Source organism: Acidovorax sp. LjRoot204, assembly GCF_056175785.1.
Window position 1 is genome coordinate 29375 of sequence record NZ_JBGFFF010000023.1, and the last position, 14429, is coordinate 43803.

The window sequence follows — 14429 nt, forward strand, 5'->3', positions numbered from 1 at the left end:
ATATGTGCCAGCAGCTATTTAATTTATAGCAAACCAACCATGACCCAACTCACGCTGTACTACACCCCCGGCACCTGCGCGCAGGCCGTTCGCATCGCTTTGGAAGAAGCGGGCGCCCCCTACGACCTGGTGCGCGTGGACTTCGCCGCCGGCCAGCAACGCACGCCCGAATACCTGGCGGTGAACCCCAAGGGCCGCGTGCCCGCGCTGGCCACGCCGCACGGCACGCTGACGGAGACCCCTGCCCTGCTGGCCTACGTGGCGCAGAGCTTTCCAGAGGCGCGCCTGGCGCCCGCCGACGCGCATGGCTTTGCGCGCCTGCAAGAATTCCACAGCTACCTCGCGTCCACCGTGCACATCGCCCATGCCCACCGCCCCCGCGCCAGCCGCTGGGCCGATGAACCCGAAGCCCAGGCGGCCATGCAGCGCAAGGTGCCGCAGAACATGACCGACTGCTTCAATCTCATCGAAACCCACTACCTGCCGCAAGCGGACCAGGGGCCCTGGGTGATGGGCGAGCAATACACCGTGGCCGACGGCTACCTGTTCACCATCGGCACCTGGCTGCACAGCGACGGCGTGGACATCGCCCAGTTCCCGAAGGTGTTTGCACACACGCAGCGCATGCTGCAGCGCCCCGCCGTGCAGCGCGCACTGGCCTGATACGCCACCTGCGGACGCAAAAAAGCCCCGGTGCTTCTGGCTCGAAGCACCGGGGCTTTTTGCTGGCAACCGGGATCAGTTCACCTTCAGATACCGCCAATCGATGCGGTTGTCGGCGCGGTGGATGATGTCCACCTTCTTGGTGCCCGCCCACGGAATCACCTGGTTGTACAGCGGGATGTGCGACACCAGCTCATGCTCCTTGATCAGCGCCTGTTCGATCAGGCCGTTGCGCGTGGCGGTGTCCGTTTCCTTCTTCACACGCTCGATCAGCGCGTCCATCTGCGGGTCGGAGAACCGGCCCAGGTTGAAGTTGCCGTCCCCACCCGCGCCCGTCGTGCGCACCAGCGACTGCAGGCTGTAGAACGCATCGAACGTGGGCACACCCCAGCCCAGCAGGTAGATGCTGGCTTCGTTGCGCTGGATCATCGGGAAGTAGGTGGCAAACGGCAGCGAGCGCAGCTTGGCCTTCACGCCCACCTTGGCCCAGTGTGAGGTGATGGCCTGGCACAGCTGCTCGTCGTTGATGTAGCGGCCCGCGCTGCAGGCAAAGTCCACCTCAAACCCGTTGGGGTAGCCCGCATCGGCCAGCAGCTTTTGCGCGGCCTTGGGGTCGTAGGGGTAGCGCACGTCGGCCTTCTTGGTCCAGCCGTTGACCTGGTTGGCGATGAGTGTGCCCGTGGGCTGGGCCAGGCCACGCAGCACCACGCGCTGGATGGACTGGATGTCGATGGCCTGGTACAGCGCCTTGCGCACGCGCAGGTCCTTCAGCGGGTTCTTGCCCTTCACGTCCGAGCCGGGCAGCTCGTCGCGGAACTGGTCCAGCCCCAGGAAGATGGTGCGGTACTCGGGCCCTTCGAGCACCTGCAGGTTGGGCGTCTGCTTGATGCGCGCCAGGTCCTGCAGGCTCGGGTCGATCACAAAATCCACCTCACCCGACAGCAGCGCCGCTGTGCGCGTGGCGTCGGCCTTGATGGGGGTGTAGACGATCTCGGTAAGGTTGGTGGGGTACTTGCCCTTGCCCCACCAGTGGGGGTTGGGCTCCAGCACCACGCGCTGGTCAGGCGTCCACTGCTTGAGCTGGTAGGGGCCAGTGCCCAGCGCATTGCGGTGGGCAAAGTTTTCGTCCTTGGTCTTGATGTCCTTGGGCTCGACCGACTTGTTCTTCTCGGCCCAGGCCTTGCTCATGATGCGCAGCTCGGTCAGCTGGTTCACCAGCACCGGGTTGGGCAGGTCGGAGTGGATGTCGATGGTGTAGGCATCGACCTTTTCCACACGGTCAATGCCTTGCGTGTAGACCGCGAAGTTGGAGCTCTTGGCCTTGGCGCGCTCCAGCGAGAACTTGGCGTCGTCGGCCGTGAACTCGCTGCCGTCGCTGAACTTCACGCCCTTGCGCAAGGTCAGGCGCAGCTGGGTGGGCTTGATCAGCTTCCACTCGGTGGCGAGCGAGGGCTCGGGCTTGAAGGTCTTGCTGTTGTATTCCACCAGCGTGTCGTACACCGCGCCGTGCATGGTGTTGTTCACGCCCACGTTCTGGGTGTGGATGTCCCAGGTGGAAATGTCCACCGAGCGGGACCAGCGGAAGGTGGCGGACTGTGCGGCCAGGGGCAGGGCCGCAACAACGGCGGCGGCCAGGAGAAGGTGCTTGAAGCGCATGGACGGGAGGATAGGCAAAAACGCCAAAGAATGCTGAATGGCCAGACTATCCCCCAAGCGGCGCTTTTAGAAAACGAACTTATTCTTCTTAGCTTAGAGCCATCACCCCTGCCAGCACCAGCATGGTGGTGGCCGTCACCCCGTCCAGCACCCGCCAAGCCGCCGGTGTGGCAAACAATGGCGCCAGCCAGCGGGCGCCCAGGCCGATCAACAAGAACCACAGCGCGCTGGCCAGCGAGCCACCCGCCGCAAACAGTGCACGCCCCCAGGCCGGGTACGGCGTGGCCATGGTGCCCAGCAGCACCACGGTGTCCAGGTAGACATGCGGGTTGAGCCAGGTGAGCGCCACCACCGTGGCCAGCGTGGTGCGCAGGCTGGCGCCGGGGCCGCTGGTGGCGACCAGCAACTGGCCGGGGCGCAGCGCCCGCGAGGCCGTCTGTGCCGCATACATCAACAGGAACAGCGCGCCCGCCCAGCGCATGAACTGCGCCCATTCAGGCCGGGCCAGTAGCACGCCGCCCATGCCCCACACGCCCACCTGCAGCAGTAGCGCGTCCGACAGCGCACACACCATCACCACGGGCATCACATGCTCGCGCCGCAGACCCTGGCGCAGCACAWATGCGTTTTGCGCGCCAATGGCCATGATGAGCATGGCAGTGGAAGTGAAACCGTGAACGAAGGCAGTGGAGACCATGGGCAGGGATTCTGGCCAAGGGCCTGCGTTGACGCCAGCTATACTTTTTAACGATCCGTCAGAATTGCTAACCACCCATGCAACTCGACTCCGCCCAGCTCAACGCCTTTGCCACGGTGATCGATGAAGGCAGCTTCGAGCGGGCGGCGGCCGTGCTGCATGTCACGCGCTCGGCGGTGTCGCAGCGCATCAAGCTGCTGGAAGAGCGCGTGGGCCAGGTGCTGGTACGCCGCGCCACGCCCTGCACGCCCACCGAGGCCGGGCAGGCGCTGTACCGCCATGCGCGCGAGGTGGCGTTGAGCGAGGCCGATGCGCTGGCCACCATTGGCGGCGGGCAGCACAGCACCGCGCGGCTGGCGATTGGCGTGAATGCCGACTCGCTGGCCACCTGGTTCCCCCACGCCATGGCGCAGGCGGCCGAGGGGCAGGCCATCACCTTCGACATCCATGTGGAAGACCAGGACCATTCGGCCAACCTGCTGCGCGAAGGCCGCGTGATGGCCGCCGTGACGGCCGACCCGCAGCCCGTGCAGGGCTGCCAGGTGCTGCCGCTGGGCACGCTGCGCTACCGCGCGCTCGCCAGCCCTGCGTTCATGGAGCGCCACTTTGCGCAGGGCGTGAACGCAACCACCCTGGCGCAGGCACCCATGCTGGTGTTCAACCGCAAGGATGCGCTGCAGGCGCGTTTTGTGGGCCGCATCACGCGCCGCAAGCTGGCGCCGCCCGTGCACTGGCTGCCCGAGGCGCATGCGTTCGTCAAAGCCACCCGCGCCAGCCTGGGCTGGGGCATGACGCCCGACCCGCTGGTAGAGGACGACCTGAAGACCGGCGCCCTGGTCGAGCTGATTGCGAACAAGCCGGTGGACGTGCCGCTGTACTGGCAGTGCTGGCGCCTGAACGTGCAGGCCCTGCAGCACGTGACGCAGGCAGTACAAAAGGCGGCTGCGCTGACGCTGCTGCGCTGAGAGGAAAGTCGAGAGTGATGTAGCAAGCAAGGGCCGACTACGCAGCGCTCGCCAGGTCTTCGTGGTGGTCCGCCGCGCCGCGCTTCCAGTAGGCGGAGATGCGCATGCGTTTCGGGTCCACGCCCGGCTTGGCCAGCACGACGCGGCGCACGGCGGCCATGTCGCTGTGTTCGCCCGCAGCCCAGACAAAGCCCGCGCCCGCGGGCAGCGGCAGCGCCTCCACAGCGGCTGGCAGCGCGCTCACCCACTGCAGGTCCAGCTGCGCCGCGCTGGTCAGCACCCGCTGGTCGGCCGGGTTGCTCAGCTGGATGCGCACGGTGGCCACCGCGCTGGCGGGCAGCTCGGCCAGGCGGCGGGCGATGGCGGGCAGCGCGGTTTCGTCGCCCAGCAGCCAGTGCCAATCGAAGCCCGTGGGCACGACCATGCTGCCGCGCGGCCCGGCAATGCCCACCCACTGGCCCACGGTGGCGCTGGCGGCCCAGTCGGTGGCGGGGCCCGCATCGTGCAGTGCGACCTCGATGTCCAGCTCGCCCGCTGCGGCGTCAAAACGCGCGGGGGTGTAGTCGCGCAGCACGGGGCGGGGGCCGTCGAACACGGGGCGACCGTCCTGCAGCGTGGGCAAGGTGGGGCGGTCTTGCCCGGGGGAGGGAAGGATGAGCTTGAGGTGGTCGTCGAACCCGGCGCTCACAAACCCCGCCAGCTCGGGGCCGGCCAGGGTCAGTCGCACAAAGCCGGGGCTGACCTGGGTGCGGCGCACCACCTGGAGATGGCGGCCCTGCAGGGGATGGCGAATGCGCTCGATAGCGAGGGAGGGGGCCGTGGCGGCCAGGGGCAAGGAAGCGTTCATGGCGTAAAATGTTGATTTAATCAACCAAATCATCCGCCATTCAGTTGACTTTGTCAACCGATAGCCACGCCATGCCCCCACGTGCCCGCCCCGATGTGTTTGAAGCCCTGCACGACCTGATGCACGCCTACCGGGCGCGCATGGTGCGCGCGATGACCTCCGTGCACCCGGACCTGACCTTCAATGAAGTGCGCGCGCTGAACTTCATTGGCCGCCACCCCGGCGCCACGCAGAAAGAGCTGGTGCGCCACAGCGGCGCCGACAAGGCGCAGGTGGCGCGCATGCTGGGCCTGTTGCAGGACAAGGGTTGGCTGGAGCGCCAGCCCCACGCCGAGGACCGGCGCAGCCTGTGCCTCACGCTGAGCGCCGAGGGCCAAGCGCTTTACCAGGCGCTGCAGGCCGCGCGGCAAACCCTGTCGGCCCAGGTGCTGGCGGGCTGCGACGACGCCACCCAGGCGCAGCTGCTGGCCCTGCTGGCGCGGGTGCGGACCAACCTGGACGCGCTGCCACCCCTGGAGACTGGCGAGGACTGCGGCCATGGCAAGGGTCGGTCCTCCCGTTAAGGGCCCCACAGGGGGTTTCCAACGCTTTTGAAGGGATTTTTGCCCCAAGCGCTAGTGCAATATGCCCTGGCAGCTATCAGATAGAGAGCAAATCAGCGCCCCTGGATCACGCGCAGCGCCTCGGGCAGCGAATGCACATGGGGCAGGAAATGGTCGATGGTGGCGCCCAGCAGCACGGCGCAAACCAGCGCGCCCAGCAGCGGCTTCCAGGTCAGGCGCACGGCGGCGCTGAGCCAGCCCTCGCGCTCCACCCCCACGGCGGCGCGGGCCGTGGCCACCGAAAAGGCAATCTCCACCGCCACTGTGAGCAGCACATCCCAGCCAAAGAACAGCATGGCGAGCGAGCCCGCGCCCAGGATCAGCGCCGCGCCGATGAGAAAGATGGCCACCACGGGCACGACCACCACGGCGCCCTCGTCGGCGCTGCCCAGCGCATCGGCCGCGCCCCCGGCAATATCGCCCAGCACGCTGGAGTCGCTGCCGGAGCCCCCGCTGGACAGGCCCTGCGTCCATCCGCCCCCAAAGTCCCCCGATGCGCCACCGCCGCCAAAGTTGCCACCGCCGGTGCGCGGCAAGGGCACTTGGCCTCCACCGGAGGGGCCATTGCCACTGGGCCAGGAGATGTCGGGCAATTCCACACTGCTGCCATCGCCCGACGACCCGTCCCGACGCACCAGCCGTGCTGCCCAGGCGCGCAGCACCAGCAGATAGCCGACGTAGCCCACCGACAGCGTGATCAAGTACCGCAGCGCCAGTGAATCCACGCCCAGCACCATCTGCAGGTACGAGGTGGCCCACATCAGCAGCAGCGTGAAGCTGCCGATCAGCAGCCCGTGCCAGCGCAGGCTGTAGCGCTGCTGCAGGGTGCGCGCCACCGCGCCGTGGTGCGGCATGCGCACCGAGCGCCAAGTGGAGCTGCCTTTTTTCTTGGAACTGGAGGAGTTGCTGCGGGGTGTGGCCATGGAAGGAGCGCGCTGCGCGCGGCGGCAAACAGACGGCGCCATTTCACACCAGTTTCAGGCCGCGCCCCACACCGGCGGGCCCTGCGGCGTGAACTTGTGCGCGAACCGCGCCCTGCCGCACGCCAATGAAGGGGGGCTTCAGGCCCCGGCGTCCACCACCGCCGGCACGCGCTGCGCCAGGGCGCACATCAGCTCGTAGCCCACGGTGCCTGCCGCCTGCGCCACCTCGTCGATGGACAACACCACACCATTGCTGGCGCGGCCCCAGAGCGTGACCTCGCTGCCAAAGCCCACCTCCACACCCGCCTGCTGCAGGGGCGTAAGGTCCACGGTCACCATGTCCATGCTCACSCGSCCCACCAKGCGSGTGCGMAYGCCGTTCACCAGCACCGGCGTGCCGGTGTYGCAGTGGCGCGGRTAGCCGTCGGCRTAGCCACAGGCGGCGATGCCAATGGTGAGCGGGCCGTCGGCCGTGAAGCGCGAGCCATAGCCCACGGTGTCGCCCGCCTGCAGTTGCTGGGTGGCGATGAGGCGCGTGGACAGCGTCATGGTGGGTTGCAACCCCCAGTGGCCAGCCTGGTGCTCGGGGAAGTCAGGCGCGCTGCCATAGACCACGATGCCCGCGCGCACCCAGTCGGCGCGCACGCCCGCATCCTGCGCGTGGCGCAGCGTGGCGGCACTGTTGCTCAGGCTGCGCTCGCCAGGCAGGTCCTGCGCGGCGGCGTTGAAGGCCGCCATCTGGTGCGCAATGCCCCGCGGGCCATCGGCGTCGCTGAAGTGGGTCATGAACGAAATCTCGTCCACCTGCGGCAGCGCATTGAGCCGGGCCCACGCGGCGCGGTAGCGCTCGGGCGTGAAGCCCAGCCGGTTCATGCCCGAATTCATCTTGAGGAACACCCGGTGCGGCACCTGCGTCTTGTGCGCAGCCAGCATGTCGATCTGCTCGTCGCAGTGCACCGCATGCCACAGGCCCAGTCGCGAGCACAGCTCCAGGTCGCGCGSSTCGAACACGCCTTCGAGCAGCAGGATGGGCCCGCGCCAGCCCAGGTGGCGCACGCGCTCGGCCTCGGCCAGGTCCAGCAGCGCAAAACCGTCGGCGCCGCGCAGGCCCTCGTACACCCGCTCGATGCCATGGCCATAGGCATTGGCCTTGACCACCGCCCACACCTTGGCGTCAGGCACCGACTGGCGCACGCGCGCGAGGTTGTGGTGCAGGGCCGTGGTGTGGATGGTGGCAGCAATGGGACGGGGCATGGGACAGACCTGATGGAGCGAGGGATTTACCGGGGGACCAGCGCCGGATTCTGGCACTGTGGCCGTTTATCCGCGTGATATAACCGCCTGTCCCTCGCTACGATTCTTCACATTTACCAGGGCATCAGCCCAACTGATGCTCTCACCAGCCATTCGATGAAGCGCGGTTTTTACACCATCATGTCGGCGCAGTTTTTCAGCTCGCTGGCCGACAACGCACTCTTCGTAGCCGCTGTGGAACTCCTGCGCACCGGAGGCGCCCCCGAGTGGCAGCGTGCGGCCCTGGTGCCCATGTTCGCATTGTTCTATGTGGTGCTGGCGCCCTTCGTCGGCGCCTTTGCCGATGCGTTGCCCAAGGGCAAGGTCATGTTTGTCAGCAACGCCATCAAGGTGGCGGGCTGCCTGATGATGCTGTTTGGCTCGCACCCGCTCATGGCCTACGCCGTGGTGGGGCTGGGTGCTGCGGCCTACTCGCCCGCCAAGTACGGCATCCTGACCGAACTGCTGCCCGCGTCCCAGCTCGTCAAGGCCAACGGCTGGATCGAGGGCCTGACCATTGCATCAATCATCCTGGGCGTGCTACTGGGCGGCCAGCTGGTGGGGCAGCAGCTGTCGGGCATGCTGCTGGGCTTTGACTTCCCCGTGATCGACACCGGCGTGGACACCCCCGCCGAGGCCGCCATCGCAGCGCTGATCGCTGTCTATGCACTGGCTGCCTGGTTCAACACCCGCATCCCGCACACCGGGGTGGAGATGCGCCCCCTGCGCGCYGACCCGTCGCGCAGCGTGGTGGCCAACGCGCTCAACCTGCTGCCCGACTTCTGGGCCTGCAACAGCCGCCTGTGGCGCGACAAGCTGGGCCAGATCTCGCTGGCCACCACCACCCTGTTCTGGGGCGCCGGTGGCAACCTCAAGTTCATCGTGCTGGCCTGGGCCGCCGTGGCCCTGGGCTACAACACCACCCAGGCCTCGGCCCTGACCGGCGTGGTGGCCATCGGCACCGCCGTGGGTGCCGTGGTGGCATCGATGCGCATGCGCCTGGACATGGCCACCCGCGTGATCCCGCTGGGCATTGCGATGGGCTTGCTGCTGATCCTGATGGTGTTCATCAGCAACATCTGGCTGGCCATTCCGTTCCTCATCGTGCTGGGTGGCCTGGGCGGCTATCTGGTAGTGCCCATGAACGCCCTGCTGCAGCACMGSGGCCACAACCTCATGGGCGCRGGCCGSTCGATTGCCGTGCAGAACTTCAACGAGCAGGCCTGCATCCTGGGCCTGGGGGCGTTCTACAGCCTGTCGCTCAAGCTGGGCCTGTCGGTGTTTGGTGCCATCACCACCTTCGGGCTGGTGGTGGCGGGCATCATGTGGGTCATCCGCCGCTGGCACCAGCGCAACTGCGTGAACCACCGCGACGAAGTGAACCACCTGCTGGACATCGCGCGGCACGATACGCACCATTGAGAAGCCCCCCTGAGCGGCTGCGCCGCTTCCCCCGTAGGGGGACGCCACCAGTGGACTGGCAAAGCCAGCTCCACGGTGGCACTGGTCTGGGCCGCGCCGGTTTTTGAGCGGCACGAATCACCGCCATTTGCTACACAATTTATAGCTATCAGCGCATATTCAAAAAGCGCTACAGCCTGTTTTTGCCTTCAATGCACTCTCCACTCCCCTTTGCCGCCCTGCTGTTCAACGCCTTTGTCTGGGGGCTGGCGTGGTGGCCTTTCCAGCACATGCACCAGGCGGGGCTGCACCCCTTGTGGGCCACGGCCTGCATGTATGCGGTGGTGTTGCTGGCGCTGCTGGCGTGGCGCCCCGGCATCGTGCAGCAGGTGCGCGCGCATCCGCAGCTGTGGCTGCTGGCGCTGGCCTCGGGGCTGAACAACGTGGCCTTCAACTGGGCCGTGACCATTGGCGACGTGGTGCGCGTGATCCTGCTGTTCTATCTGATGCCCGCCTGGGCCGTGCTGCTGGCCTGGAAGGTGCTGGGCGAGCGCCCTACCCCTGCGGCGCTGCTGCGCCTGGCGCTGGCTTTCTGCGGCGTGGTGCTGGTGCTGCTGCCCGAGGGCGCGCCTGCATCGCGCCTGCTGCAGAACCTGTCGCTGGCCGACGCTCTGGCGTTGCTGGGCGGTTTCATGTTCGCGCTCACCAACGTCACACTGCGCCGCCTGCACACCGTGCCGGGGCCCGCGCGCATGTTCTCGATGTTTGGCGGCTGCATGCTCATGGCGCTGGCGGTGGCCAGCATTGGCCTGCAAGTGGGCGTGGTGGAACCCTTCCCTGCCGTCAATGCCMCCTGGGTCGTCACCGGCCTGCTGCTGGCCGGGGTGCTGATGCTGGGCAACTGGGCGCTGCAATTTGGCGCCGCCCGCCTGGCGGCGGGCACGACGGCGCTGGTGATGCTGTCGGAGGTGATGTTTGCCAGCGTGTCGTCGGCCCTGCTGGGCGCGGCCACGCTGAACACGCGCACCGTGCTGGGCGGGGCGCTGATCCTGCTGGCTTCGCTGCTGGCGGCGCTGCAGTTCCGCCGACCGGGTGCTGCGGGCCCTCATTGATGGATTGACCCGCCTGCGCACAGGCCTCTGCAGCTGGGGCTACGATGGCCCGTCATCCCCACCCGGAGAACCCGCATGTCCACCAGCATCTACGACTTTGAAGCCCTGCAGATGAACGGCCAGGCCGTGCCCCTGTCGCAATACCGCGGCAAGGTATTGCTCATCGTGAACACCGCCAGCGCCTGCGGCTTCACGCCCCAGTTCGGCGGGCTGGAAGAACTGCACAAGGAATACGCAGACAAAGGCCTCGTCGTGCTGGGCTTCCCCTGCAACCAGTTCGGCGCCCAGGACCCCGGCAGCAACGACGAGATCGCCAGCTTCTGCCAGCTCAACTACGGCGTGAGCTTTCCGATGATGGCCAAGATCGACGTGAACGGCGCCAACGCCTCGCCCCTGTACCAGTGGCTCACCGCCGAAGCCCCGGGCCTGCTGGGCAGCAAGGCCATCAAGTGGAACTTCACCAAGTTCCTCGTCGGCAAGGACGGCCGCGTGATACGCCGCTATGCACCGCAGGACGCGCCGAAGAAGCTGGGGGGGGATATTGAGGCGGCACTGGCGGCCTGAACCCACTGCCCCGGCTCGCGGAGGACGGCACCGCTCTTTGCGCGCGCCATCACAGGCGATGATGAGCTTATCAGCACATATCAGGGTGCTCCGCGCATGCCTGGCGTTACCAATTGATGCGCCATGTAGGCATTTGTGAAAGCTGAATCAAGCAGTTGCCTACAGACGCATTGACGTCAAAACAGCAGAAAACACCGGCGACACTCGGCGTCGTTTCAGAGTGGCAGAGACCACTCGGTCGCATTTTCTGCTGTTTGGGAGGCCCCTCTTCATGTCTGCTTTCGCTGGATGGCGAGCGTGCTTTGCCGCTGCGTCATTTCTTGTCGCCGCCTGCGCTGCTCAAGCCCATGACTTTGTGAACATACCACCAGCCTTGTGCGTGCCGGTGGACCGCAGCGTGGGTCTGCCTGCCGAGATGGAGCCCTATCGTGCTGCAGTGCGTATATGTGCCATCGCGCAGCAGCCGCCTTCCGTGGCTGCGCCGGTTGCTGCCAAGGTGAGCTTGCTCAGCGTGTTCACCGACGACTATTACAAAACCTTGCCCGCTGATGCGGCGTGGCGCGACTTTCCTCTGCCCATGCTCGTTGACGCGACGGGTCGCTGCCTGGGCCGCATCCCGCACCTCTTCCCAGTCGATCCCCCGCAGGAATTAACCATCAGCGCCGGGCGATGGCAGCGCGGTACCCCGCACGAACTGCGCCTAAAGGTGCAGTCCCCTGCCGTGGGCGGTGACTCCACGCTGCCCAGCCTGCACTGGAATCCTCACAAGGGGACCTACACCCCCAAGAACACCACCCCTTCACAGGACAAGACCTCGTGCCCACAGACGTAGCCGAAACCGCGCAGTCCGTCAGCAAGCTCAAGCAGGCTTGCGATGCTGCCTATGCGCTGTATCCCAACTCATGCAGCCATGCCGTCTGGCATGTGATCAAGCAGTACCTGCCCAACCAGGCTTGGATGAGCGCCAACGCACTGGTCGAACACATGCGCGGGCAGGCGCACTGGAAGATCGTCCCGGCAGGACAGGTGGGCCGTCTGGCGCGCGAAGGTGTGCTGGTGGTGGGCGGCAAATCCGAGGCCACCAACGGGCACGTGATCGTTGTCTACCCTGGGCCAGACACGACGGCGGGCGGCTACAGCTATACCCGCGACGGCAAGGCAGAGACCCTGCGCACGCGGGGCAGTTACGCGCCGGCCATGTCCACCTCGTTGGGCTCGTGGCCAGGTGCCAAAAGCCGGGGGGACAAAACCATCTGGGACCCTTGGGCCAACGACGCCAAATTCGCGCAGGTCACCTTCTGGCAACTGGTGCAATAGCGGACAGGGCCGCTGTGCGGCTCTGCCACTGCCACGGCACCGAGTCTCGTCTTCGGTCTTCTGTGGCGGGATTTGCGCCACCAAGGTGACGCCTCCGCCAGTCGCTATCTGGCTGGCCGCGAAATGTGTCCCGCCGGTAGCAGGCCGCCGCGCCAGTGGCCCTCTGAGGGCCTCCGCGCGGACTGGCGAGGACCTACTGGTCAGTTCCAGGCCGCTCAAAGAGTCATCGTTTCAGCGCGCAAGTTTCCATCACTATTTTTTCAACTCGAAGGGATGTCCATGCTCTTTCACACACGCTTCGCCCCCGTTGGTTTGCTGACCGCCGCCGCACTGCTGCTTGCAGGTTGCGCCGACACGCCGCCCCCGCCGCCGGAGCCCGAAGTGGCTGCCGCGCCCGCCCCTGTACCCCCCGCACCCCCGGCTGAACCCGCGCCCGCACCGGTGCCGGAGGAGCCGCGCCTGCCTGAGGATGGCATGGTGGCCCAGTTCAAAGCCAACCAAGTCAAGCTGTCGCCCGAGACGCAGGCCATCCTGACCCGCCTGGCCGCGACACGCGAGCCCACAGAACGCCTGGAGATTACCGGCTTCTGCCACCGCAAAGACGCACCGGTCGATGCCCGTGAGATCGCATTGATGCGTGCCATGGCAGTGCGCAACGAACTGGTCAAGCAAGGCGTGCCCGCCAAGTCCATCCGGGTGAAGTTCAACACCACGCAGGCACTGCATGCGGTGAAGATCACGGCGAAGTAGGCAGGGCATCTCCTCCTCTATCCAAGTGAAGTGGGCTGCAGAACGGCCCGTCAATTGCGCTGCTGTTCCAGATAGCGCACATGACCTTGGACTCGCAGGATGGGACGCGCTCTACTTTCGTGCACCCCGCCCACACCCTGAGACTGCGGCGTTTGGTACTCCATGGCGGCGACGGACCTCCATCGCGCGTTGTGGTGCAGCCCCGTTTCCCTGTCCAGGTACTGCCCCTGCATCCGCAGGTTCTGCTGAAGCTGCACTGTCTGGTTCGCTGACTGCTGTTGCAGCCGCTGAACAGGTCTTCCCGCTTCGTCGTAGCTCTGCCATTCCTCCCTGACAGTACTGCCCCACGTGCTGTACTGCGCTGTCCACACCAAATGGCGGCTGGTGTCGCTCAGCTCTTCCGGCAGGCCGTTGGGCTGGGTGTGGAAGTGATACACCTCGCAAAACGAGGTCGAGGCTGTAGTCCCTTGCGTGCCAGTTCTAGGGATGGCTTGTCGTTGCGACTGGGTTTCCAACGAGGCCCAGTATTGCGCTTCCGCCGTTTACTATTTGGAGAGTTTTGGCTTTCAGCGCCTGTGGGTAGAGCACTGGTCGCTATCGTTATTGATTACTGGATCTGCTGCGCCGGCTCTTGGGTGGCTCCAGCCCCCTTGCTCCGTGGCGGCCCCGCTGGCATGAAGGCGCGCCAGCGGTGCATAGCGCAAACATCGGGACGAAATCAGCCCGCCGGAAATTTCAATACTTCGCTAATCGGCTATATTGGCTTCAGCCCCTTAAACGCAGAAAAATTCTCGAAGCATCCCCCGTTTGATCGAATGAAATCAAGAGCATCATCAAAAGAATTAAACTCAGAGAGTTTTTCGTAGTCGTGAATATCTTCTACGACGTCCATTTCAGATACGGGAATCTTAAAAAAATAGCAGATGAACTTTGAGCCTTCCCTCTTCATCGCGAACTGAAGAAAGAAAACAACATTCCCATCGCACTCTTCACAAGAATAACCCCACGTCTTTCTCGAATTTATTGCCTCAATAATTTTCTGCACACTCAAAATCAATCCCCTATATCGATTCGAACCATTTTACCGTCTGATTTTTAATGTTGATATGGGGCTTGGATCCGTGCCCAGTGCCTTTTGGATCATTATGTCCATAAACACGCCCAGTCTTTGAGTCCATCGCGTAGTCTTTACGGTATCGAATTTGACCATCGTTTTTCTTAAACTGCTCCATTTTTCTCTGCTTACGGATACCTTGAGCATCTTGCGACCCAATGCCTCTTACCTTTTGGGCTCCAGGAAATGCTGCTTTTAGCAATTCATCTGCTTCTTTCTTAGTTTTGACGTTAACTGCTGTCCCATTGCCACCGTTACGCAATGCAGCAATTTTTTTATCGCACGGCGACCACCCCCAAGGATCAATCCAGCTAATCGGGTTAGGCGCATACTGGTGCAGGTTCAATCCGCCCGACAGCCCAATCGGATCCGGCGTCGTAAACGCCCCCAAGTCCGCGTCGTAGTACCGGAACGTGTTGTAGTGCAGCCCCGTTTCCCTGTCCAGGTACTGCCCCTGCATCCGCAGGTTCTGCTGAAGCTGCACTGTCTGGTTCGCTGACTGCTGTTGCAGTCGCTGAACAGGTC

General features: G+C 65.1%; 16 protein-coding genes. 9 read left to right on the plus strand and 7 right to left on the minus strand.

The genetic code is table 11. The features are described from left to right. Positions 1-39 precede the first annotated feature (39 nt). On the plus strand, positions 40-663 hold the full coding sequence (locus AC04MI_RS06980; protein WP_444825902.1) for a glutathione S-transferase family protein: 624 nt from the start codon (positions 40-42) through the stop codon (positions 661-663). A gap of 75 nt (positions 664-738) precedes the next feature. Here the strand turns inward: AC04MI_RS06980 and AC04MI_RS06985 are convergent, their stop codons facing one another. Then, positions 739-2319 carry an ABC transporter substrate-binding protein gene (locus AC04MI_RS06985; protein WP_108498040.1) on the minus strand — a complete coding sequence of 527 codons (1581 nt, stop codon included), beginning with the start codon at positions 2317-2319 and terminating at the stop codon, positions 739-741. Positions 2320-2407: 88 nt separating this feature from the next. Further along, positions 2408-3016: a LysE/ArgO family amino acid transporter gene (locus AC04MI_RS06990; protein ID WP_476497427.1), complete on the minus strand. Its 609-nt coding sequence runs from the start codon at positions 3014-3016 to the stop codon at positions 2408-2410. A 77-nt stretch (positions 3017-3093) separates the two neighbouring features. Between AC04MI_RS06990 and AC04MI_RS06995 the strand changes: the two genes are divergently transcribed. Then, positions 3094-3981: a LysR family transcriptional regulator ArgP gene (locus AC04MI_RS06995; RefSeq protein ID WP_436076518.1), complete on the plus strand. Its 888-nt coding sequence runs from the start codon at positions 3094-3096 to the stop codon at positions 3979-3981. A 37-nt stretch (positions 3982-4018) separates the two neighbouring features. On the opposite strand, the gene AC04MI_RS07000 is transcribed toward AC04MI_RS06995, so the two are convergent. Beyond that, positions 4019-4828 carry a siderophore-interacting protein gene (locus AC04MI_RS07000; protein ID WP_436076519.1) on the minus strand — a complete coding sequence of 270 codons (810 nt, stop codon included), beginning with the start codon at positions 4826-4828 and terminating at the stop codon, positions 4019-4021. A 71-nt stretch (positions 4829-4899) separates the two neighbouring features. On the opposite strand from AC04MI_RS07000, the gene AC04MI_RS07005 reads away from it, so the two are divergent. Beyond that, positions 4900-5391: a MarR family winged helix-turn-helix transcriptional regulator gene (locus tag AC04MI_RS07005; RefSeq protein ID WP_436076520.1), complete on the plus strand. Its 492-nt coding sequence runs from the start codon at positions 4900-4902 to the stop codon at positions 5389-5391. A 92-nt stretch (positions 5392-5483) separates the two neighbouring features. On the opposite strand, the gene AC04MI_RS07010 is transcribed toward AC04MI_RS07005, so the two are convergent. Together AC04MI_RS07010 and alr are read right to left on the minus strand one after the other, a co-directional pair. Then, the gene (locus AC04MI_RS07010; RefSeq protein WP_436076521.1) at positions 5484-6353 is read right to left on the minus strand and encodes a hypothetical protein; all 870 of its coding nucleotides are present in this window, start codon (positions 6351-6353) and stop codon (positions 5484-5486) included. Positions 6354-6491: 138 nt separating this feature from the next. Next, the gene (gene alr / locus AC04MI_RS07015; RefSeq protein WP_476497428.1) at positions 6492-7607 is read right to left on the minus strand and encodes an alanine racemase; all 1116 of its coding nucleotides are present in this window, start codon (positions 7605-7607) and stop codon (positions 6492-6494) included. Positions 7608-7763: 156 nt separating this feature from the next. On the opposite strand from alr, the gene lplT reads away from it, so the two are divergent. From lplT to AC04MI_RS07045, 6 genes are all read left to right on the plus strand, one after another. Further along, positions 7764-9068: a lysophospholipid transporter LplT gene (gene lplT, locus AC04MI_RS07020; protein ID WP_476497430.1), complete on the plus strand. Its 1305-nt coding sequence runs from the start codon at positions 7764-7766 to the stop codon at positions 9066-9068. A 191-nt stretch (positions 9069-9259) separates the two neighbouring features. Next, entirely contained in the window at positions 9260-10159 is a 900-nt protein-coding gene (locus AC04MI_RS07025) for a DMT family transporter (RefSeq protein ID WP_476497432.1), read from the plus strand. Between the two features lie 75 nt (positions 10160-10234). Further along, complete coding sequence (locus tag AC04MI_RS07030; RefSeq protein ID WP_436076524.1) at positions 10235-10723, plus strand: glutathione peroxidase; 489 nt, start codon at positions 10235-10237, stop codon at positions 10721-10723. A 355-nt stretch (positions 10724-11078) separates the two neighbouring features. Then, positions 11079-11555, plus strand: a complete 477-nt coding sequence (locus AC04MI_RS07035) for a hypothetical protein (protein WP_476497434.1) — start codon at positions 11079-11081, stop codon at positions 11553-11555. Continuing rightward, positions 11540-12040: a hypothetical protein gene (locus AC04MI_RS07040; protein WP_116748605.1), complete on the plus strand. Its 501-nt coding sequence runs from the start codon at positions 11540-11542 to the stop codon at positions 12038-12040. Before AC04MI_RS07035 ends, AC04MI_RS07040 begins: the two co-directional genes overlap by 16 nt. A 279-nt stretch (positions 12041-12319) precedes the next feature. Next, complete coding sequence (locus AC04MI_RS07045; protein WP_436076525.1) at positions 12320-12790, plus strand: OmpA family protein; 471 nt, start codon at positions 12320-12322, stop codon at positions 12788-12790. A 50-nt stretch (positions 12791-12840) separates the two neighbouring features. On the opposite strand, the gene AC04MI_RS07050 is transcribed toward AC04MI_RS07045, so the two are convergent. Beyond that, the gene (locus tag AC04MI_RS07050; RefSeq protein WP_288853126.1) at positions 12841-13227 is read right to left on the minus strand and encodes an RHS domain-containing protein; all 387 of its coding nucleotides are present in this window, start codon (positions 13225-13227) and stop codon (positions 12841-12843) included. Positions 13228-13851: 624 nt separating this feature from the next. Then, positions 13852-14429, minus strand: a 578-nt coding sequence (locus tag AC04MI_RS07055) for an RHS repeat-associated core domain-containing protein (RefSeq protein WP_476497436.1), incomplete at its 5' end; no start/stop codon positions are given.